General features: G+C 41.9%; 17 protein-coding genes. 10 read left to right on the top strand and 7 right to left on the bottom strand.

What is annotated here, in order from left to right:
• Positions 1-11: 11 nt before the first annotated feature.
• The gene (locus A7968_RS11445) at positions 12-1,847 is read right to left on the bottom strand and encodes a DUF1302 domain-containing protein (RefSeq protein WP_064666714.1); all 1,836 of its coding nucleotides are present in this window, start codon (positions 1,845-1,847) and stop codon (positions 12-14) included.
• Positions 1,848-2,071: 224 nt separating this feature from the next.
• On the opposite strand from A7968_RS11445, the gene A7968_RS11440 reads away from it, so the two are divergent.
• The 7 genes from A7968_RS11440 (at position 2,072) to nudB (ending at position 11,851) form a co-directional block, all read left to right on the top strand.
• A complete protein-coding gene (locus tag A7968_RS11440) occupies positions 2,072-3,097 on the top strand; it encodes an AraC family transcriptional regulator (RefSeq protein ID WP_064666713.1) in 1,026 nt (341 codons plus the stop codon).
• 107 nt (positions 3,098-3,204) lie between these two features.
• Entirely contained in the window at positions 3,205-4,311 is a 1,107-nt protein-coding gene (locus A7968_RS11435) for a WD40/YVTN/BNR-like repeat-containing protein (protein ID WP_064666712.1), read from the top strand.
• Between the two features lie 15 nt (positions 4,312-4,326).
• The gene (locus tag A7968_RS11430) at positions 4,327-6,654 is read left to right on the top strand and encodes an efflux RND transporter permease subunit (RefSeq protein ID WP_064666711.1); all 2,328 of its coding nucleotides are present in this window, start codon (positions 4,327-4,329) and stop codon (positions 6,652-6,654) included.
• 1 nt (position 6,655) lies between these two features.
• Positions 6,656-8,068, top strand: coding sequence for a coniferyl aldehyde dehydrogenase (locus tag A7968_RS11425; protein ID WP_064666710.1), 1,413 nt, complete (start codon positions 6,656-6,658; stop codon positions 8,066-8,068).
• Positions 8,069-8,094: 26 nt separating this feature from the next.
• Positions 8,095-9,645, top strand: coding sequence for a long-chain-fatty-acid--CoA ligase (locus A7968_RS11420; RefSeq protein WP_064666709.1), 1,551 nt, complete (start codon positions 8,095-8,097; stop codon positions 9,643-9,645).
• A 3-nt stretch (positions 9,646-9,648) separates the two neighbouring features.
• Entirely contained in the window at positions 9,649-11,259 is a 1,611-nt protein-coding gene (locus A7968_RS11415; protein ID WP_064666708.1) for a GMC family oxidoreductase, read from the top strand.
• A gap of 154 nt (positions 11,260-11,413) precedes the next feature.
• Positions 11,414-11,851 carry a dihydroneopterin triphosphate diphosphatase gene (nudB, locus tag A7968_RS11410; RefSeq protein WP_064666707.1) on the top strand — a complete coding sequence of 146 codons (438 nt, stop codon included), beginning with the start codon at positions 11,414-11,416 and terminating at the stop codon, positions 11,849-11,851.
• Positions 11,852-11,925: 74 nt separating this feature from the next.
• Here nudB and A7968_RS11405 read toward each other — a convergent pair whose 3' ends face one another.
• Positions 11,926-12,153, bottom strand: a complete 228-nt coding sequence (locus A7968_RS11405) for a hypothetical protein (protein WP_064666706.1) — start codon at positions 12,151-12,153, stop codon at positions 11,926-11,928.
• 185 nt (positions 12,154-12,338) lie between these two features.
• Here A7968_RS11405 and A7968_RS11400 point away from each other — a divergent pair, with 185 nt between their 5' ends.
• The gene (locus tag A7968_RS11400; protein WP_064666705.1) at positions 12,339-13,649 is read left to right on the top strand and encodes a mechanosensitive ion channel family protein; all 1,311 of its coding nucleotides are present in this window, start codon (positions 12,339-12,341) and stop codon (positions 13,647-13,649) included.
• Positions 13,650-13,672: 23 nt separating this feature from the next.
• Here the strand turns inward: A7968_RS11400 and A7968_RS11395 are convergent, their stop codons facing one another.
• From A7968_RS11395 to A7968_RS11385, 3 genes are all read right to left on the bottom strand, one after another.
• Positions 13,673-14,020, bottom strand: a complete 348-nt coding sequence (locus tag A7968_RS11395; protein WP_064666704.1) for a hypothetical protein — start codon at positions 14,018-14,020, stop codon at positions 13,673-13,675.
• 84 nt (positions 14,021-14,104) lie between these two features.
• The gene (locus tag A7968_RS11390; RefSeq protein WP_064666703.1) at positions 14,105-15,250 is read right to left on the bottom strand and encodes an acetyltransferase domain-containing protein; all 1,146 of its coding nucleotides are present in this window, start codon (positions 15,248-15,250) and stop codon (positions 14,105-14,107) included.
• Positions 15,240-17,318: a TonB-dependent siderophore receptor gene (locus A7968_RS11385; RefSeq protein ID WP_064666702.1), complete on the bottom strand. Its 2,079-nt coding sequence runs from the start codon at positions 17,316-17,318 to the stop codon at positions 15,240-15,242. The genes A7968_RS11390 and A7968_RS11385 overlap by 11 nt, the downstream gene beginning before the upstream one ends.
• A gap of 171 nt (positions 17,319-17,489) precedes the next feature.
• Here A7968_RS11385 and A7968_RS11380 point away from each other — a divergent pair, with 171 nt between their 5' ends.
• Positions 17,490-17,936 carry an energy transducer TonB gene (locus A7968_RS11380; protein WP_064666701.1) on the top strand — a complete coding sequence of 149 codons (447 nt, stop codon included), beginning with the start codon at positions 17,490-17,492 and terminating at the stop codon, positions 17,934-17,936.
• A gap of 83 nt (positions 17,937-18,019) precedes the next feature.
• Positions 18,020-18,265 (top strand): DUF3297 family protein, encoded by a 246-nt coding sequence (locus tag A7968_RS11375; RefSeq protein WP_193330399.1) that lies wholly within the window; start codon positions 18,020-18,022, stop codon positions 18,263-18,265.
• A gap of 55 nt (positions 18,266-18,320) precedes the next feature.
• On the opposite strand, the gene A7968_RS11370 is transcribed toward A7968_RS11375, so the two are convergent.
• Complete coding sequence (locus tag A7968_RS11370) at positions 18,321-19,622, bottom strand: DEAD/DEAH box helicase (RefSeq protein ID WP_064666699.1); 1,302 nt, start codon at positions 19,620-19,622, stop codon at positions 18,321-18,323.
• A 271-nt stretch (positions 19,623-19,893) separates the two neighbouring features.
• Positions 19,894-20,856, bottom strand: coding sequence for an alpha/beta hydrolase-fold protein (locus A7968_RS11365; RefSeq protein WP_227008872.1), 963 nt, complete (start codon positions 20,854-20,856; stop codon positions 19,894-19,896).
• Positions 20,857-20,912 lie beyond the last annotated feature (56 nt).

Below are 20,912 nucleotides of genomic sequence, written 5' to 3'. Positions count from 1 at the left end.
TGCTCTCTTTATTAGTATGAAACGTTAAAGCTTAAAGAAATAAAGTCTTTATCTTCTAAGATATTATGGCTGCCACCAGTAAACGTTTTATAGCCAAGGGTGGCGCTGTATTTTTGCTTGTAAAGTGCTTCAACCGAGACACCAAACGCTTTGCGCCCTTCATGAAATTGTTGCCCTGGCTCAGGCGAATAACCATTCACATCATGCTGCCAATCAAACGTTGGTTTTAGTGATACGCCAGCAAAAACATTGTCATAATTTAAACTTGCGCGCAGTCGATATCCCCATGCGCTTTCAGATACAAAACCATCTGTACTACAGTCACCGCCAATTGCTCCAGCGGCAACAAGATTAGTACAGTTAAGGCCATTGCCAGCATCAAAATCACCTAAACCAAACACCGCATTACGGCCATATAATTGGTTAGAGTCACTGACGCCATCGGTCAAAATAACACCAGCTTCACCAATTAAAGTTAACCGTGAAGCGCCAAGTACACGCTCCACAAATTGGATTGCTGTTACTTGCAATTGGGTGACATCAAACTCATCCCAACCAGGCACATCTTCACCATAACCCGCTGCAGTAATACGCTCACTAAAGCGTAAGAAAGGCGCTTCACTGAGTGTGCCATTTAGAATTTCAGGGCCATTGATCTGGATTGGCGTATCAGGTTTATAGGACACTTCACCCGATAGTGCGACACCAGCCACATTTGTTGCGAAGCTCGCGCCGTAATATTTAAGATCTTCAGGAAACACAATCCGGTAACCTGGATTAAGCGCGGCTAATTGCCCACCAGTTGGATCTTGCGCTTCGGGAATAAACACGGCTGTCACCCCTGGTACAGAGAGTGTTTGGGTACGAATTGCGTTGATTAGTGGCAAGCGCGAATGAATATTCATGTGGTATAAGCCAAATTCTGTATCATTTAACTCTGCAGCATAATAGCGCAGCGCAATACCATATTGGCCACCATCATCAGGTTCGCCGTCGGCTTGGCGTTTAGCGTAAACACCACCCGCATAGGCTTGAGCGTCGGGAATACCGCCTACCGTTATCGCATTACAACCATCGGCGGCAAAATCTGTTGCTGAAAAATACGTACCACAACCATCAATTTGCGTTTTTTCCCACTCATATTGATAAAAACCTTCAATCGTTAGAGTATCGGTTACCCCGGCGTTAAAATAAGCCATTCCAACTGGTAGTAAGCCTTCTTTCAGCTCAGCACCAGGGCGACGTAACGCACTAACATCAAATGGATTCGTTGAATTAAGCCCGCCCTGAATAAAGGTACTTTCACCCCAGTTAATTACTTGACGGCCAATGCGGATATCAACGGGCATTTCGCCAATACTTAAATTCGCGAAAAAATAAGCATCAAGAATTTCAAAGCCAGAGAACTTAGCATAATCAGAAAAACCTTCATCACTTAAAGGAGTATTCGCTTGATAGGCATTGGCGGAGTTACCATGTGGCCGACTTTCATCTTTTAATTCTTTGTCATACCAATACTTAACTCGGGTAAAAAAGCCATAGTTGTCTTTTTGCAGTAGAATATCGTGCAACCCTTTAACAGACTTTGTATAAGTGTCGCCTTGTAAAAAGTTAAGGTTGCCATCATCAGTTGTGGTTGTCGCGCCTTGCCCGCCATTAGGTGCACCGATAAAACGCGGATCAGCATCCTTTAGTCGCCAGCTAGCCCCAACACTGAACTGTGAAGTTATTTGCAACAGCACATCATCATTTTCACCAAAATAAAAATCGGCTGCATTGCTGTTTGCACTGGCTAATGCCACTGCGCATGCAATTCCTAGCTGTGTTCTTGTTGTATTTTTAATCATTGTGTGCGCCCTTCAAACCATTAAACAAAAGTTAACAGTATTAACATACTCGAGGATTGAGTATTGCCTAGGGCAAAATGCGCCAAATGCTTTTCATTTTGTGCAAAGAGGTAAAAAAGAGTAAGGTTGTAGATAAAGCAACTGCTTTTGTTGTAAATTTAGAAACACAACAATCGCATTAAAAAATAACAAAACTCTCTCAACAGATATAGGTTTAAACAACAATGAGCCAAGCATATTCAACTTTATCTGGATGGTTAATTCCCTTTTCTCGGGCGATGAAAGCCCGTGGTATTGACCCTGAGCAAGCTTTTTCTGACTGTGAAATCAATACCTGCGAATTAAAAGACCAAGAAACACGCCTTGCGGCCGATAAACTCGCGCAACTGATGCGCTATTGTAATAAGAAAATCAATAACAATGACTTTTCGGTGGAAATAGCCAAACATTTTTACCCAGGAATGTTCCACGCATTAGGTTATGCGATGATGTCATCAAACACGTTATACGATGCTTATGAGCGAATTGCGCGGTATAAACGTATCGTGTCGAATTCATGTTTACTCACCGTAAAAGAAAGCGACGATCAGCTCATCTTTGATATGGATATATTTCATTACGAAGACTCTGGTCGTCCAGCATTGTCAGATCCTCTTATAGAGGCCTTTCTAGCGACAATGGTTAGTTTTGGCAGAGAACTAGTAGGGCTCGAGATTGCTCCAGTATGCGTAAAACTAACTCGCAGTGCAGGTAAACAAAGTAATCAATATTTAGAAGATTTTTTTGGCGCACCAGTTAAATTTGAAGCTGACTTTAATGGCTTTGTTTTTGAGCGCTCGATTGCCGATGCTAAATTGATGGTGGGTAATCCACTTATTACTCAAGTACACGAACAAATTCTTGATGACCTATTAAGCCGCATCGACCGCAATGATTTAATCTATCAAATTAAAAATAAAATTTATGAACAGTTACCGATGGGCGCACCTTCGCAACAGCAAATGGCCACAGATCTTGGCATGAGCCTACGTAATTTACAACGTAAGCTACATGAAAAAGACACCGGCTATAAAGAGTTACTAGAAGCGACACGCCGCCGTTTAGCCTTAGATTACCTGACTCAACAACACTTGTCTTTTAGTGAAATAAGCTACTTAGTTGGCTTTTCGAGTGTCGCTAATTTTCATCGAGCGTTTAAGCGCTGGACTGGTAAAACACCAGGTGAATATCGTATAGAAATGCATATTTGATGTTATAAATAGGTTGCTAAAGATAATAGTTTGGCACAGATAACATAAAGCTAATTTACTTTTATAGTGAATAATCATTTTATACCGATCCTATTAGGGCCTATAAGATGAATATAAAAGTATCCCTTTTTGCTGTCGTGAGCTTAATAGCAAGCACCGCAAATGCACTAGAGCTACTTGATTTACCGTCAGCACAAAACCGCCAAGCGAACAAAAGTGTATTATTGGCGATGCAATTATCATCCGCGGGGATCACACTTGTTGGTGAACGCGGTCATATTATTGAATACAAAAATCAAACTGACTGGCAACAAAGTCAATCACCTACCAGCGTCACCCTGACTGACATCACTCAGTTAAGTGATGGCAGTCAAATAGCAGTTGGCCACGATGGCATTATCATTCGCCGCACAAGCGCTGAGCCGACTTGGCAAAAGCAATTTGATGGTTATCAACTTACCAAATTAAATATTAATAATATTGATACCCGAATCAAATCATTAAAGCAGCAACTTGCCAATACAACCGATGAAATTAGCCAAGAAGATCTTAGCTATGCAATTGAAGATTTAGAGTTTGCTAGGGAAGACGCCGATATAGAGCTTAAAGATGGCCCAAATAAGCCGCTATTAAGTGTAACCACACTCAGCGACGACACGTTATTTGCCGTTGGCGCTTATGGCACGTTTCTCAAAAGCAGTGATGCTGGCCAATCTTGGCAGCTAGAGAAAAACAAGCTAGATAACCCTAATAACTTCCACCTAAACGCCATCACTACAGGGCGCAATGATGCACTTTTTATCGTCGGTGAAAACGCGAGCGCGTTTGCATCTTATGATGAAGGACAAACTTGGCAAACAATGGAGCTAGGTTACCATGGCAGCTTTTTTGGCATTAATGCTGACAGCCAATCCTCGGCTGTTATTGCTTATGGTTTACAAGGCCATATTGCGGTTTCACAAGATAACGGCCATAACTGGCAATTACTTTCACAACAAGTTCCAGTGTCATTACTCGGTGGCACTATCCATAACGGCACTGCCTATTTAGTGGGGCAAGGAGGCATCGTTGTTTCGCTTGCCATCAATAACCCGCAGGCACTCAATATTCAAAAGCACCCTAGCGGGGCAATTTTTTCCGATGTCATAGTGCAAGACAATACGCTTTTGCTCAGTGGTCAACATGGGTTGGCACGCTTGCCAATCGCCCCGTAGTTAGGAACTCCCTTTATGAATAATGCACTTGTAGATAATTCAGTCACCTCTATGCTACGTATGCGAATGCTGATTTTAGCTATCATTGGCCTTGCGTTAGTGTGGTTAGGTTACTCAGCGCTTAGCGTTAAACCTGAAGCCAGTTTTAATGACATGATCCCCGCCGATCACCCATATATAGAGAATTATAAACACTATCAAAAAGATCTCGCCGATTTAGGCAATGTGGTTCGTATCGTAGTACAAAGTAAACACGGTGATATTTTTGATGAGCACTTTCAAGAAATACTCAAGCAAGTAACCGATGAAGTATTTTACATTCCCGGTGTTAACCGTGACGGTTTAAAGTCAATCTGGACACCAAATGTGCGCTGGCAAGAAGTTACTGAAGAAGGCTTTGTTGGCGGCACTGTTATTCCAGATGGCTTTGATGCCAGCCCAAGCATGCTAGATCAGCTACGCACTAATATCCTTAAATCAGGGCAAGTAGGCGTGCTTGTGGGCAACGATATGAAATCGGCCATTGTCCTTGCACCATTACAAGAGGTTAATCCAGATACAGGTAAAGCCCTTGATTATCATGCTTTATCAAGCCAACTAGAAGAAAAGATCCGCGAAAAATATGAAGATAACAACATCACCATTCGTATTCTTGGCTTTGCCAAAGTGGTTGGCTCGCTAATTGATGGCGCAGTCAGTGTGGTTGGCTTTTTCGCATTAGCAGTAGTGATTACCTTTATTATGTTACTGGTTTATTCCCGCTGTATTCGTTCAACAATTACTGTGCTGTGCTTCTCTGTATTCGCAGTTATTGCCCAGCTAGGCGTGTTAAGTAAGCTAGGTTTCGGTATTAACCCATATTCTATGCTAGTACCATTTTTAGTTTTTGCGATTGGTGTAAGTCATGGTGTGCAAATTATTAACGCCATGATCCATGCTCGCCAGCTTGGTCATAATAATCATCAAGCCGCCGTTGTGGCTTTTAGCTCATTATTTGCTGCGGGTATCACCGCCTTGATCAGCGATGCAATTGGTTTTACTACGCTTATGGTTATCGACATTGGTGTTATTCAAGAACTCGCTATTGCTGCAAGTATTGGTGTCGCCATCGTAATTTTCACTAATTTAATCGCCATCCCACTAGTGATGAGTTACATCGGCATTTCTAAACGTGCTGTAGAGCACAGTCGTAAAGCCGAGCTGAACCACCCGCTTTTACCAAAATTATTTACCCGCTTTAGCGAGGCCCATGCAGCTAAACAAGCCATTGTAGTTGCTTTAGCTTTACTCGCAGTCGGGTTATACGGCTCAGGCTTCATGAAGATTGGTGATTTAGACGCTGGCGCACCAGAGCTGCGCCCTGACTCTCGTTATAACCAAGATAATGCCTACGTGGTAGATAATTACAGCTCTAGCACCGACGTATTTGTAGTCATGGCCAAAACCGAAAACCAGCAATGCGTGGCTTACGATAACTTAACCTGGATTGACACTTTTAGCTGGCACATGCGAGATGTTGAAGGCGTGCAAGAAGTCAAATCTGTGGTCGATGTATCTAAACTTGGTATTTTTGGTATGAACGAAGGCGCAATCAAATGGTATGGCCTTAATCGTAACCAACTGATGACTAACGCTTCTGTGGCAAAAGCACCGCCAGGGCTGATTAACCAAACCTGCTCTATGGTGCCGGTGCTAATTTACCTTGATGACCATAAAGCCACTACCCTTAAGCGTGTTGGTGCTGCAGTAGAAAAATTTATAGCCGACTACCCGTCTGACTCACTAACACTATTAATGGCAGCAGGAAATGCCGGTATTGAAGCCGCAACCAACCAAGTAATCGAAACAGCGCAACTTAAAATGCTAATTTGGGTTTACTCTGTGGTGATTGTTTTATGTTTCATTACATTTAGAAACTTGCGCATCGTATTAGCCATTATCTTACCGCTCATGCTGACTTCAATTTTAAGCCAAGCGTTGATGGCTGGGTTAGATATTGGCGTAAAAGTAGCAACGCTACCAGTTATCGCACTCGGTGTCGGTATTGGTGTTGATTACGGCATTTATATCTTTAGTAAAATTAATGAAGCATTAAAACAAGGAAAATCACTCGCACAGGCATACAACTTTGCTCTATGTCATACCGGTAAAGCGGTTGCTTTTACAGGCTTCACCTTAGCAATTGGGGTTGCCACTTGGGTGTTCTCACCGATTAAATTCCAAGCCGATATGGGCTTATTACTTACCTTCATGTTTATCTGGAATATGATTGGAGCACTTGTACTCACGCCTGCCTTAGCCTGGTTATTCGGTCTAGGCAAAACAGTAAAATCTGAGGAATAATATGCTAATTACAGATCTTAATATGCTAGCTGCAACGCTAGAAAAACAGCGCACTGCATTTAATTGTGCCCCGTATCCAAGCTTAGATGATCGGCGTAAGTTATTGCTAGCCCTGAAAAAGCAGTTAATTGCCAGGCAGGATGAGTTTGTTAGCACACTCAATGACGACTTTGGCCATCGCGCAAAAGATGACACGCTAATTGGTGACATAGTCACCACTTTAGGGCATTTAAATTACACTTTAAAAAACTTAAAACGTTGGATGAAACCAGAAAAACGCCATATAGCGCTTCACTTTCAGCCAGCTTCTGGGGTGGTCCATTATCAACCTAAAGGAGTGGTTGGCATTATGGTGCCTTGGAACTACCCACTTTTTTTATCATTAGGCCCATTAATTACGGCTCTTGCGGCAGGCAATAGAGCAATGCTCAAAATGTCAGAGTTTACGCCAAAAACGGCAGGCCTACTGGCTGAGGTTTTAGCTGATATTAGTAGCACTGATGAAATCGCCGTATTTGGTGGTGAAGCGGATGTCGCAACAGCATTCAGTGCGCTAAAGTTTGACCACTTATTTTTTACCGGCTCTACCACAGTTGGCCGCTATGTAATGAAAGCAGCGGCAAATAATTTAGTACCCGTCACCTTAGAGTTAGGCGGTAAATCACCAGCCGTCATTGCCGCAGATTGCGATATAAAAATAGCCACAGAGCGCTTTATGCATGGCAAAGTAGTGAACTCTGGGCAAACCTGTGTCGCCCCGGATTACCTATTTTGCCCCAGCAACCTAATTGACGAGCTTATCAGCGAAAGCAAAACCTTATTTAACCGCCTCTACCCTACAGTTAACGATAACCCTGACTACACTAGTATAGTGAACGAAAGCCAATATCAACGAGTGCAATCACTATTGGCAGATGCTAAGGCAAAAGGTGCTCAGATTATCCCTCTGTCAGATGATTCCTGCGAACCTGCGCAAAGAAAAATACCATTAACCTTAGTCACTGGTGTGACTGACGAGATGGCTATTATGCAGCAAGAAATATTTGCCCCTTTATTACCGATCATGAGTTACCAAAGTCACGATGAAGTAATTGCTTATGTACAAAGTAAGCCAAGACCTTTAGCACTTTACTTATATAGTTTTGACAAAGTGCTGCAACAACACTACATCAACACCAGTCATGCTGGCGGCATGTGTATCAATGACGCAGCTTTTCATGTTGCCTGTGATGATTTGCCATTTGGTGGCATTGGCGGCTCAGGCTTAGGTAATTACCACGGCCATGAGGGCTTTAAAACCTTCTCGCACACTAAATCGGTTTTAACCCGAGGCAAACTCAGCTTAAGTTGGATTCTATTTCCGCCGTATGGCAAAACCATCCAGAACTGGCTATATAAATACCTACTACGCTAATAACAAGAACGAGGAGCGACAACATCATGAACACACAATCTAGCTTAGCTGATGTACTTGAACAGAGCATGCAACAACATGCAGCAAAACCCGCGTTTAGTTGCGCAGGTAAAACACTAACTTTTGCCGAAGTAGATGCATTATCGCGTAATTTAGCTGCTTGGTTACAAGCTCAACCTGAACTTCAAGCTGGCGACCGAATTGCCATTCAGTTACCTAACTTATTGCAATATCCTGTTGCAGCTTATGCCGCACTTCGGGCCGGGTTCACTATCGTAAATATTAACCCGCAATACACACCCGCAGAAATGCGTCATCAATTTAAAGACTCTGGCGCCAAGGCATTAATAATCTTACAAGACTTATTGCCAAAATATGAACAAATCAAAGATGATTGCGACATCAGCATCGTCTTAACCACAAATGTTGTTGATTTAATGGCAACTGATGTTGAGTCAACCCCCCTACTCGCAGCAATCAATTCAGGAGAAAAACTCCCCTTACAACCAAGGCCACAGGCTCAAGTAGATGACCTGTGTGTTCTACAATATACTGGTGGCACAACAGGAGTATCAAAAGGAGCAATGTTAAGTAATCAAAACTTACTTAGCAATTCAGAGCAAACTTATGAACGTTTATTTGGGCACCTGACAAAGCAAAACGAAATATTTATTAGCCCATTACCCCTGTATCATATTTACGCCTTTACACTGAACTTAGTGCTCTTTGCAAGCCAAGGTCAACTTAGTGTACTAATACCAAACCCTCGAGACCTTGATGCTTTTGTGAACGCAATAAAGCCACATAAGTTTACTGGATTTTCCGGCATAAATACGCTGTTTGTAGCACTTTGCAATCACCCAGAGTTTAAAAAGCTCGATTTTTCATCACTACGCTTAACGATCTCTGGCGGCAGTACGCTTACCTCCTCAGCGGCATCCCAATGGCAGCAGTTAACAGGGTGCACTATTTCAGAAGGTTATGGACTGTCAGAAACATCACCCGTTGTATGTTTAAATCAGCCAGGTCACGAATTACTCGGCAGCATTGGTCACCCTGTGAAAAATACCGATGTGCGACTGATTGATATTAATGGTGATGACGTTAAACCTGGTGAAGCTGGTGAGCTTATCGTGAAAGGCCCGCAAGTGATGCTTGGTTATTGGCAACGCCCAGAAGCAACAGCCGATACCATGACCAAAGATGGTTATTTCAAAACGGGCGATATTGCAGAAAGGCTCGGCGGCGGTGAATTTAAAATTGTTGACCGTTTAAAAGACATGATTTGCGTATCAGGTTTTAACGTCTACCCGAATGAAGTTGAAGATGTTTTAACTCAGCATCCTAATATCATCGAAGCAGCAGTTGTTGGCAAACCATGTGAGCACAGTGGAGAAAAAGTCTGTGCCTATATAACCGTTGATGCAGAACTATCAGATGAGCAAGTAATAGCCCATTGTCGCCAGCATCTTACTGGCTACAAAATCCCTAAAGTGATTCGTGTTATTGAAGAGCTTCCTAAAAGTACGGTGGGTAAAATACTGCGACGCAGCCTACGTCAACATAGCGAGGAATAAATCATGACGACTGATTATATAATTATTGGAGCAGGTTCAGCTGGTTGCGTGTTGGCAAATCGACTTAGCGAAAACAGTAAACATAACGTATTGATGCTTGAAGCTGGCGGCGAAAACGACTCGTTTTTAGTCAATACTCCCGCAGCTTTTGCTGCATTTATGTTTTTAGATACTTATAACTGGAAATATAACGCAGAGAAAGTCACAGATATTCGCAGTGATACACCTTTATTTGTGCCACGCGGCAAAGGGCTAGGCGGTAGTTCATCAACCAATGCGATGTTGTATATTCGTGGCCAAGCCGAAGATTATGATACTTGGGCTGGCTTAGGTTGCGATGGCTGGAGTTACAACGACATACTGCCATACTTTAAGCGTTCAGAGAGCAATGAACGCGGTAGCAGTGAGTTTCATGGTGACTCAGGACCATTACATGTTAGCGATCGCCCTGTGCTATACCCCATCAGCGAAACCTTTATCACAGCAGCAAAAGAAGTTGGCTATCACTACACTGATGACTTTAATGGTGCTGCTCAAGAAGGAGTCGGTTACTACCAATGTACCATTAAAGATGGTCAACGCTGCAGCGCTGCTCGTGCCTATCTATACCCAGCAATGGGCCGAAAAAATTTACAAATAAAAACTAAAGCTCTAGTAAAGCGCATTGTGTTTGAAGGCAGTAAAGCCACTGGCGTCGAGTTTGAGCAGCATGGCAAGTTGCACATAGCAAAAGCAAATAAAGAGGTTATTTTGAGTGCGGGGGCTATTGGCTCACCACAGATATTGATGCTTTCTGGTATTGGTGACAAGACGCACCTAGAAAGTTTAGGGATCAATTGTGTTCATCATTTAGCGGGGGTGGGTGAAAACCTGCAAGAACACGCAGATGCCTGCATTTTAGTGACCAGTAAGAAAAAAGATGGTTTTTGCGCATCACCTTTGGGGCTGTTAAAAATGGCGCCTGAACTATTTAATTATTTTTCGAGCAAAACCGGTAAACTCGCAAACAGCATGCTTGAAGCTGGCGCTTTCTTAAAAACTTCACCAGATCTTGATAGACCCGACATTCAACTGCATATGCTACCGCTACTCTATGACGATAGTGGTCGTGATTTAAGATTAATGGGTCAGCATGGTTATTCATGTCATGTTTGTGTCTTAAGGCCTGAAAGTAAAGGCACAGTAAAATTGCAAACATCAGACTATAAAACCGCACCGCTCATTGATTTTAACTTTTTCTCTGATGAACATGGTAAAGATCGCCAAGTAATAGTCGCGGGCTTGCGCGTGTTACGTAAAATTCTAGCGGCCGCAGCCTTTGATGATTACCGAGTTGAAGAGATGCACCCAGGCATTAATGCGATGTCAGATGATGAGCTATTTGCTAAAGCAAAAGAACGCTTAGGAATTGTTTATCACCCCGTAGGAACGTGCAAAATGGGCACCGATGACTTAGCGGTCGTAAACCCGCAATTACAAGTGCATGGCGTAAAAAACTTACGTGTTATTGATGCTTCGGTAATGCCAACGCTTATTAGTGGCAACACCAATGCCCCTACAATTGCACTTGCTGAAAAAGCCGCGGATATAATGCTAGATCAAAGTTCTAATTAACTGCTTATTCTATTAAATTAAAAATGGTATTACCCCAAACCTCAAGGGTAATACCATTAAAATATAAACAATACTGACGACATAAACGTATCTACTAGTTAATTACTTTTTACTAAGTTACACTCCCAGCACGCCCCCTATAAAAGAGGTTATCTTGTCAGCTAAACTGCGCAAACCCTTCTCTGTACTGGTTGTTATTTATAAAGAAAATAAAGATTGTTTACTAATTCAACGTACCGATGACGCTAGTTTTTGGCAATCAGTTACCGGTGGTATTGATGAAGGTGAAACACCTATCACAACTGCGTATCGAGAGCTTTTAGAAGAAACAGGAATAGATGCTCATGCCCTTGGTTTAACCATTCATGACCATCAAAAAACCAATCAATATACGATTAGAGAGTCATGGCAACATCGCTATCAAGCCAACGCATTAATTAATACCGAATATGTTTTTAGCGTTTGCGTACCCGATGATATCACCATCACTTTAGATCCGAATGAGCACACAGATTTTATTTGGCTAACACAGCAACAAGCGGCCGCTAAAGCATGGTCGCCAAGTAATCGCGATGAAATACTCGCGTTATAATGCCTCTGCTATTTTGAGCTCAGCCCTAAGCATCAAAAAAACAACACGCAGAGGTATCACCACCTAATAAACGACTACTCTGCTATTGTGCAGAAAGCTGTAAATTCACTTTGAGTATTTTCAAAATCATGTTTTTTAGCCAACTCCCAAGGGCGTTCACATTGCTGTGTTTTACCACACCATTCATAGCCAGCTGACGCCTTGCAACCATATTCGTCAACATCACTTCCAACCGATTTAGGCGCAGGCTCACTGCAGGCAGCAAGCAACACACTTAAGCTAATTAACAATATCTTCGCCATCCTATATTCCTTATAAAAAATAAATTTAACTGATGTAGCCAACAATTATTACTAGCAACAGACAGTGAAAATTTTAGTTAAAAAGCCTCATTTTTACAAATTACCCACAACAGAGAATAATTCTGTAAATTTTCAAACTTATCAGCCATAGTAAAGCATCTAATTTAATCGAAAAAGTATGCCTTATGGATAGTGAGTTTTTTTCCAAACAATTTGAGTCTGTTTGGTTATTGATCCAATCAATGCTTAGCCAACAAGCAACCTATCTGCAATTATTGGTGATCATTACCAGCTATGCTGCCGCCTACTGGATTTATTCTCAAACAGTAAAAAAACGCGTTGATAAACATACCAAAGTGGCGTCTGACCACCCAATAAACATTATGCTGTTTCGACTCAGCAATATTGTTTACCCACTAGTAGCGATTATTTTATTAAAGATATTTACCGCTATTGGCATCACTGCTGACTTTCAAGTGTGGTTAATGAATACCGCGCTCAACATTGCCATACTACTGTTTGCTTACTCAATTATTAAAGAGTTTGTTAGCAGCCCCTTTATGTCGGCGCTGTTTAAGTTAGTTGGCCTGCCCGTTTTGCTGCTGCACTTACTGGGCTTCTTGCCTGCATTTATTAAAACTCTTGAAGCGGTTTCTATTAATTTAGGCAATATTCAAGTCAGTTTATATGGACTCACTCGGGTATTATTTTTTGGCGCTATTTTATTTTGGTTAGGCCGCGCTTCCAGTAATGTTGGTAAAGTTATTATTCGTAACCAGCAAACGCTGGATATCAGCACCCGTGAAGTGTTTACCAAACTCTTTGAAGTAGGCTTATTTTGCGTCATCGCATTATTACTGCTTAATATTATGGGCGTTAACCTCACCGCCCTTGCTGTGTTTGGCGGTGCATTGGGGGTTGGCCTAGGTTTAGGGTTGCAATCAATTGCCTCTAACTTTATTTCTGGCATCATTATTTTACTCGATAAGTCACTCACCATTGGCGACTTTGTTGAGTTAGAGAACGGTAAAAGTGGCTTTGTTAGAGAGTTCAAAATGCGTCATGCAATTTTAGAAACTTACGATGGCAAAGACATACTGGTTCCCAACGAAACCTTTATTTCATCGCTGTTGACCAACTGGACTCATAAAGATCCAAAACAGCGCTACCGAGTTGACTTTAGTGTGGCATACGCCACTGATGTTAGAGCCATGGTAGAAATAATTAAAGAGGCAGTTGCCCAGCACCCACAAGTTATTAGCGGCCCTGAGATACCATTTGAAGAGCGCCCTGACTGTGAAATAGATAGCTTTGGCGACAATGGCATCAATATGTTTGTGGAATTTTGGATGCAAGGAATTGATGACGGTAAAAATCGGGTCGGTGGCGACTTGTTATTAATTATCCTAGAAACCCTTAAAGCCCATGATATTGCAATACCATTCCCGCAACGCGAAGTTAGAGTGCTTAATGAGGGTTTTGTTAGTAAGATTTAAACTAAGCGGTGTACATACACCGCTTATTCTATTTTTTTACCCTTCTTTTTATCTTTTTGTAGCTTGTCAGGCACCACTTCATCCACTTTCTCATCGACGGCATCCGCAGCTTTATCTTTGAGCGTATCATTACGGCCAGTTGCTTTATCAACCGCTTTTCCAGCAACACCTTTATCTGGTAGCGCATTTTCTACCGCTTTTCCTGCGCTATCTTTCGCGGCTTCCGCCGGATTACAACGACCGCCAACACCAACGGCGGCTTTCGTAGCTGCGCTCTTTACTGCTTTTTCTGCGGTGCACTCAGGGTCAACAACTCCCGCTGTAACCGCAAATGGTAATAATAGAATGATTGCTAAACTAAACCTTTTCATACTGTATATCCTTGCTATACCCAACCCTAATAATTAGGTATAGCACATGGATAAATAGCCTGCGAAGTAAGCACTGTATTTTTCCTATAAATACTTTAACCATGGTTTTTTAGCGACCCGTTTATAGTCGCTAAATGCTTTAGTTGGCCAATATAAAGCAACTGCTAAAACCACCGAGATAAGCCACACCCAAGTAATATCATTAACACCAAAATAGCTGCCCTGATTGGTACCCCAAATAGCATTACCCACAGTGTATAAAATCAATAAAACGTAAAGGTGAAGAATATAAAAGAACATAGGTACTGAGCCATATACCCTTAAGGCATTGCTAAAGCGATTTAACGGACGCTCAAATAACCACAGGCCAAAAAACATTACTGCTAAAGTGATCAATAAAAAGCTCAATGAGGGCGGGTATTTAGTCACGTTAAATAGCGACATAGCCGTTTGCGCTGTGCTTGAAAATTGCTGCCAAGGCAAGGTTTCGCCATAGATGTTTAAGCCGCGTAAAATTGCAAATAATGCGACACACGCCAAACCTAAACCAATTAACCACTGTTTGCGATCATCGCTGTCACGAGTATGTGCATACAGCGGGCCTGCGCAATAGCCGAGTAATATCACGCCAATCCACGGTAATACTGGGTAGCTAATTTTTACATCAATTAAGCCACCTTGGGAGATATAACCGCGATCGTGCAGTATTGTCCATAAGGTATAACCCCACTGTTCTGGATTAAAGCTAATTGGTGTAAGTAAATTATGGCCAAAAACGATCAATAGCCCCAATGCTAACAATAGTCGTTGCGGCAAATTAATAAGTAACGCTAAAGTAAGCATGCACAAACCAATTGCCCACATCACTTGCAGCCAAATAGTATGAAAATAACCCATCCACGAAAAACAAATTATGGTTACTTCAAGAGCAATTAAAAACAACCCGCGCTTAATTAAAAAGCTCCGCGCTGAACGAGCTACCCCGTTAGCTGGGTGGCTATAAAGCCACGCCGAAAGCCCAGTTAAAAAGATGAAGGTCGGCGCACAAAAATGTGCAGCAAAGCGACTCCAAAAAAGCCCTGGGCTGGTTGTATCTACATCCATAGGATCAGACACCTGCATATGCAAGAAGAATCGCTCTCGCACATGATCAAGTAGCATAAGTAAGATAACCACACCACGCATAATATCGATACTGTGAATGCGAGCTTTAAGTTGCTCAGAAGTCATAACTTATACCTAACTTAAACTGTGTTGGTGCGCCTGGGTATGCCCATAAGGCATTGTAACTGCTGGCAATGTACGTTTCGTCAAAAATGTTATCAAGATTAAGCGATACAGCCATGCGCTGCGTCGCTTGCCATTTAGTAAATAAACCGACTAACTGGTAGCTTGGTAAACGAAATGTCAAATCCGCAGGATCGCCGAGTCGGTCTGAAATATATTGATAATGGCCACCAATTTTGATGTCTTGCTCAAATACACGGGTATCATGATTTAATGAAAGCGAAAAGTTATTCTCTGGTACGTTAACTAATGGGCTGCCTTTTGGAATTGGTACTAACCAATCAACATTAACAACATCATTTGCTGTTTCAGCTTTTACGTAGGCGTATGAGATTGTGTATTCAGTATTAGCTCCTAAACTGCCAGTTACATCAACTTCCACACCTTTACTGGTCGCTTTACCTACAGGTGCGGAATAGCCAACGTTCACCGGATCGGCCACTAGCATATTGCTTTTGCTGGCATCAAATAGTGCAATCGTACCGCTGATATCATCAAAGCCAAATTTCAAACCCACTTCAAACGAGTCACTTTCTTCAAAACCAAACGGTTCACCTTGCGCATCAGTACCGCTTAATGGCAAAAAACCTTCCGAATAACTGGTATAAAGATTAATCGCATCGTTTAGCTCATACACCATACCAAAGCGAGGGCTGATTCTGTTTTCTTTACTATTTGAGGCAACACCTGACTTAGTTTCAAAAATATCTTGCTCAATTTCATCAAAACGCAAACCTACCATTACCTTAAAGCGCTCAGTAATATCTAGCTGGTCTTGCAAATAGATACCGTATGCGCTTTGCTCTTCGTTGTTTTCATACTGCATTTCAACATCAGGGCCTTGCTCGGTACCGTAATCTGGTTCATAGATATCAATCGTGTAGGTGCCTTTGCCACCACGGTAGCGATAAAGTCCAGTACGCAGTTCATAGTCATAAGCATCAGCCCCCACTAAAACATGATTAGTAATACCCGCCAGTTCAAAGTGACCACTTAATTCAAAACGCAGCGATAAATCATCAGACTTGTAATCGCGATAGCGATGCTGACGCGTTAAAGTTCTGCCATCATCAAACAATGACTGACGAGAGGGTGATAATTCGGCATCCGACGAATAGCCTGTGAGTGTGGCTGTGCGATAGCTACTACCAAGTAAAAGCGACCAATCACGATCAAAATCGTAGCTATAATTAAGTTGATGACCCCGAGAGTGTACTTTAGTTGGTGCATCATTCGGATTGCCTAAAAAACGATTTTCAGGCACGGTATTAAAATCATTATTAAGAACTACAATGCCGCGGTCATACATTTGCTGCTGATCAACATACTCAAATTCATAGGTTAATGATGACTTGTCGTTCAGTTGATAATAAAGCGAAGGCGTGATCACAAACTTATCGTGGTGCACATAATCTCTAAAACTGTCACTATCTTGCCATGCCCCGTTAACTCGAAACGCGATATCATCAGTAAGGCCGTTGGTATAATCACCTTGTACACGCTTATGATTGTCACTACCAAGCTCAGCTTTTAGTTGGCCTTGCTGATAAAACTGTGGCTTTTTAGTAATAATGTTGATTGTGCCACCAGGCTCAGAACGACCATATAAAGCCGAGCCAGGACCTTTAAGCACCTCAATATATTCGATATTTGACACGTCCCGTGGACCCGCAAATCCTCTACCACCACTAAAGCCATTGATTAAGTAACCCGACGGCATATTTTCATTACCTGACAAACCGCGAATAGAATAACTATCCCACAGTGCACCGCCGTTATTTTTACGAGAAATACTGGCTGAAAAATCCAGCGCATCCCTAAACTTGGTAATACCATTATCAACCATCATTTCTTTACTTAATGTGGTAATTGACTGTGGTAATTCTTTAAGCGGAATATCGCCTCTAAAGGCTTGCTTATGTGCAATGGTGATGGTTTCTATATCTGACTCAGAGGCAGCAGAGCCGAAAGAAATTGCTAAAAATGCGAAAGTTAATGCTGAGTACTTCATGATCCACTTTTAATAGTTGCTAGGTTTGCTTGGATATAATATAACATATTATAACAACAATGATATACTATAACGTTTAATTTAAACAAATAAATCTGGCTAAAATTCAAGCTATTAATCATAAGCGGAATACGCTAAAGTTCTATTACTGAGCAATATTTAAGGATAATTATGAAAACTATCGTGTACTGCGCCAGCTTAATTTTTTCATTTGCTGCTTTTTCACAAAGCAATGATATTTCAGACAAAAGGCCCATAGCAGACATTCAAGCTCAGTACCTAGATCAGCAAGGTGTTTGGCAGCGTCTACAAAAAATACCTAACCATGAATACCCGCTAGAATTATTAAATATTCAGGGTAAAGGGTGTGCAGAAACCAGCTTTGTTATTTCAAAAAGCGGCACAGTGAAAGATATAAAAATAAATAATACCGACCCAAAACGCTATGGCCGTCAGTTACAAACAGCTACCCGACAACTTGTTCGTAAATGGCATTGGCCTGAGCAAGAGCAACAGGTTAATCTCACTATGCGGTTTGATTATTGCTTTGATAGCGACCTTACTCGTGATGAAATAATTAACTACTGCATCAAACAATCTGAGCAAGTGTGTAGTTAACTCATTTATTTTGATCAGTATATTGAGCCTAAGGCCTGTATTGCCTACAATGGCGCACAATCTATTCAATGCAGATCACAATTATGACTGATACCAATAAACCAGAATTACCCGATCAACTTTCGATCAACCCACGCAGCAAGTTTTATGTAGAAGAAGTATTCGAACATGAAATTGGTGTAACCCTAAACGGCAAAGAACGTTTTGACGTTGAAGAATACTGCATCAGTGAAGGTTGGATCAAAGTAGCCGCACCTAAAGCGCTAGACCGTCGCGGACAACCACTACTTATGAAAGTAAAAGGCACAGTAGAAGCGTTTTATAAGTAAGCTAACTGTTTACTGTAAATGAAAAAGCCGACTGAAGTCGGCTTTTTTGTGTTTGTTACTTACGGCGCCAGCCGCTCCACACATCATCTTCTTGATTAGCTTTGTTTTTGTTCTTTTTCTTACCTGTGCCTTCAGGCTTGGCCATTGGCTTTTCGTTTTTAAGTGCATCAGCGGCATCAAGGTTAGCTTGGTTTACGGCAAAACCTGTTACCTCTTCGCGCTCTAAACGAAGTTTGTTTTTCTTCTCGATTATTTTAAAGTGATGGAAGTCTTCATAATCAATTAACGATAACGCTAAACCCACTTCCCCTGCACGGCCGCTTCGGCCAATACGATGCATGTAATCAGCAGGGCTACGCGGTAAGTTAAAGTTAATTACCACTGGCAGTTTTTCAATATCTAAACCACGGGCGGCAATGTCTGTAGCAATCAGTACTTCAATCTCACCCGCTTTAAACTTTTCGATTACCCGAGAGCGCTCGCTTTGGCCTTTATCACCATGAAATACCTGCGCGTTAACACCGCGTTTTTCAAGCTTACTGGCTAAGTGCTCACAGTCTTTTTTAGCGTTGACAAAAATAAGCGCCTGACGCCATTTATGCTGCTTAATTAAATGCGCTAAAACCGTGGTTTTTTCACCTTTATTTACCGTAAATACTCGCTGCACTAAGGTGCTTTCTTCTTTGCTTTGTACTTGTATTTCAACAGGGTCGTTTAGTAGCTCTTGCGTTAATAGCTTAACTTGCTCTGGGAAAGTCGCTGAAAACAACATGGTTTGCCTTTTAGCAGGCATAAGCGCTAATAAATTAGCCAACTCTTCGGTAAAGCCTAAGCTTAATAAGCGGTCGGCTTCATCAAGCACTAAAGTTTTTACTTTATCGAGCTTAATCGCATTGCTTGAGATTAAATCAAGTAAACGCCCTGGGGTTGCTACGATAATATCAGCTCCCCCGCGTAGAGCTTGCATCTGGGTATTAACAGACACACCACCAAATACCGCCACCGTTTTAATTGCGCCATTAAAGTTAGCAGAATACGATTTAACACTATCGGCCACCTGCGCTGCCAGCTCACGTGTAGGTACTAAAATCAGCCCTGAAACAAAATTACCTTTGCTAGCAGTTTTTTTAGCGCTTTGTGCTAAAAACAGCGTTTGTAGCATAGGTAATGCAAACGTTGCGGTTTTACCTGAGCCAGTGTTCGCCCCTGCAATTAAATCATTGCCCGCCAAGATATTGGGAATTGCTTGTGCCTGAATTGGCGTAGGTTGCGTGTATTCAAGATCAGACAATCGAGCAATTAGCTCTGGAATTAGGCCAAGTTCGTTGAAATTGCTAGGGTTTGCGGCTGAGGTCATAAAAGGTGCGGGCTCATTACTAAAATAGCCTGTAATTTTAGCGTATTTATTGCCCGTTAAGTAGAGATTAGTGATTTAAATATGGTTTAGTTAATAGCCGCGAGATTCGAGCTACAAGCTGATTAGTGATATTGCTTTAATCAAATTTACGTAATTATAGAGACAACATCCTAAGCTCTCAAAGAAATACAAGTGAATTTGGCTTTCACCGTAAGCGCTGCAAACCTAAAAAGACCTTCATAAAAAGCCAACAACTAAGTGGGCAATATTTTTAGCTCTTGCTCAGCTCTGCTTGCAACCTAGCTTTCGTTTCTTTTAAGTAATTTATATAAGGGTATGAATCATCTGCAATTGCTAATGCAGATTCCATATGTTCAAGCGCTTGACGGATATCACCTTGCATCTCATAGCCATAAGATAAAGCAGAGATCGCACTAACTGATTTTGGGTGATTTTTTATATTGTATTTAAACACCTCAATAGCCCGCTCAAATTGCTGGTTATCCGTTAAGCTGTAACCAAGTAGCCTAACAGCACGGTCTGGTGGCGCTATCTGTTCGCCCCATTGTTGAGATAAGTTTTGGTAATAAGCATCAATAGAGGCTACATCATCAGTTAAAGCACTTATAGGCATTTGTTTAGGTAAAAATAAGCTGTAATAAGCATTAAATATGCCTGCAGCAGAGGTTAAGCCATGCGAGATACCATCAAACGCATCATTAAAAAAGCGTAACCCCCGCACTTTAGGCGATTGCATCGCTTGCAGCAATTCATCATACCTTTCACGCATGATGCCGGCTTCTTCGCCAATATTGATATAAACGTAATTGTTAAGCTCTTTCGTTTTAGCTAAAAACGACTTTGTACTTTTTACCGATGCGCCATAGTTCCACCAAACCGCAGGGCTATAAGCAATGTGCGCTTGAAATAACTCAGGCTTGGCCTGCAACGCATACAGCGCAAATACACCACCAGCGGAGGCACCAGCAATAACCTTATAGTCATGCGTACGATAATTCTTATTAATGAGAGGAATAAGCTCTTGCTCAAAGAACGCTAAAAACGTTGCTGCACCGCCCCCTTCACCAACTGGGCCCTGTGGTTCCTTGTTCACTGTAGGATAAAAATCTCTGAGTCGATTGGTGTTTTCAATAGCGACAATAATAACCTCAGGCGCACGATTATCATTTTGTAAACGCTCAATAACAGCACTAGCAAGGTAAGCGTCTAGCAAAATGCACCTGCCAGTCACTCGTCAAAATGATTAAGCTATTTCCGAATTTCAATGAG

It is taken from the genome of Pseudoalteromonas prydzensis, from assembly GCF_001661495.1.
Classification (GTDB): Bacteria; Pseudomonadota; Gammaproteobacteria; order Enterobacterales; family Alteromonadaceae; genus Pseudoalteromonas; species Pseudoalteromonas prydzensis.
This window is presented reverse-complemented; position numbering and strand designations above follow the sequence as displayed.

Excerpts from the sequence above, each read along its gene's own strand:
- A7968_RS11395 (WP_064666704.1), bottom strand. The coding sequence starts at position 14,020 with ATGAAAAGGTTTAGTTTAGCAATCATTCTATTATTACCATTTGCGGTT.
- A7968_RS11435 (WP_064666712.1), top strand. The coding sequence starts at position 3,205 with ATGAATATAAAAGTATCCCTTTTTGCTGTCGTGAGCTTAATAGCAAGC.
- A7968_RS11415 (WP_064666708.1), top strand. The coding sequence starts at position 9,649 with ATGACGACTGATTATATAATTATTGGAGCAGGTTCAGCTGGTTGCGTG.
- A7968_RS11405 (WP_064666706.1), bottom strand. The coding sequence starts at position 12,153 with ATGGCGAAGATATTGTTAATTAGCTTAAGTGTGTTGCTTGCTGCCTGC.
- A7968_RS11440 (WP_064666713.1), top strand. The coding sequence starts at position 2,072 with ATGAGCCAAGCATATTCAACTTTATCTGGATGGTTAATTCCCTTTTCT.
- A7968_RS11370 (WP_064666699.1), bottom strand. The coding sequence starts at position 19,622 with ATGACCTCAGCCGCAAACCCTAGCAATTTCAACGAACTTGGCCTAATT.
- A7968_RS11400 (WP_064666705.1), top strand. The coding sequence starts at position 12,339 with ATGGATAGTGAGTTTTTTTCCAAACAATTTGAGTCTGTTTGGTTATTG.
- A7968_RS11380 (WP_064666701.1), top strand. The coding sequence starts at position 17,490 with ATGAAAACTATCGTGTACTGCGCCAGCTTAATTTTTTCATTTGCTGCT.
- A7968_RS11425 (WP_064666710.1), top strand. The coding sequence starts at position 6,656 with ATGCTAATTACAGATCTTAATATGCTAGCTGCAACGCTAGAAAAACAG.
- A7968_RS11385 (WP_064666702.1), bottom strand. The coding sequence starts at position 17,318 with ATGAAGTACTCAGCATTAACTTTCGCATTTTTAGCAATTTCTTTCGGC.
- A7968_RS11430 (WP_064666711.1), top strand. The coding sequence starts at position 4,327 with ATGAATAATGCACTTGTAGATAATTCAGTCACCTCTATGCTACGTATG.
- A7968_RS11420 (WP_064666709.1), top strand. The coding sequence starts at position 8,095 with ATGAACACACAATCTAGCTTAGCTGATGTACTTGAACAGAGCATGCAA.
- A7968_RS11375 (WP_193330399.1), top strand. The coding sequence starts at position 18,020 with ATGACTGATACCAATAAACCAGAATTACCCGATCAACTTTCGATCAAC.
- A7968_RS11390 (WP_064666703.1), bottom strand. The coding sequence starts at position 15,250 with ATGACTTCTGAGCAACTTAAAGCTCGCATTCACAGTATCGATATTATG.
- A7968_RS11445 (WP_064666714.1), bottom strand. The coding sequence starts at position 1,847 with ATGATTAAAAATACAACAAGAACACAGCTAGGAATTGCATGCGCAGTG.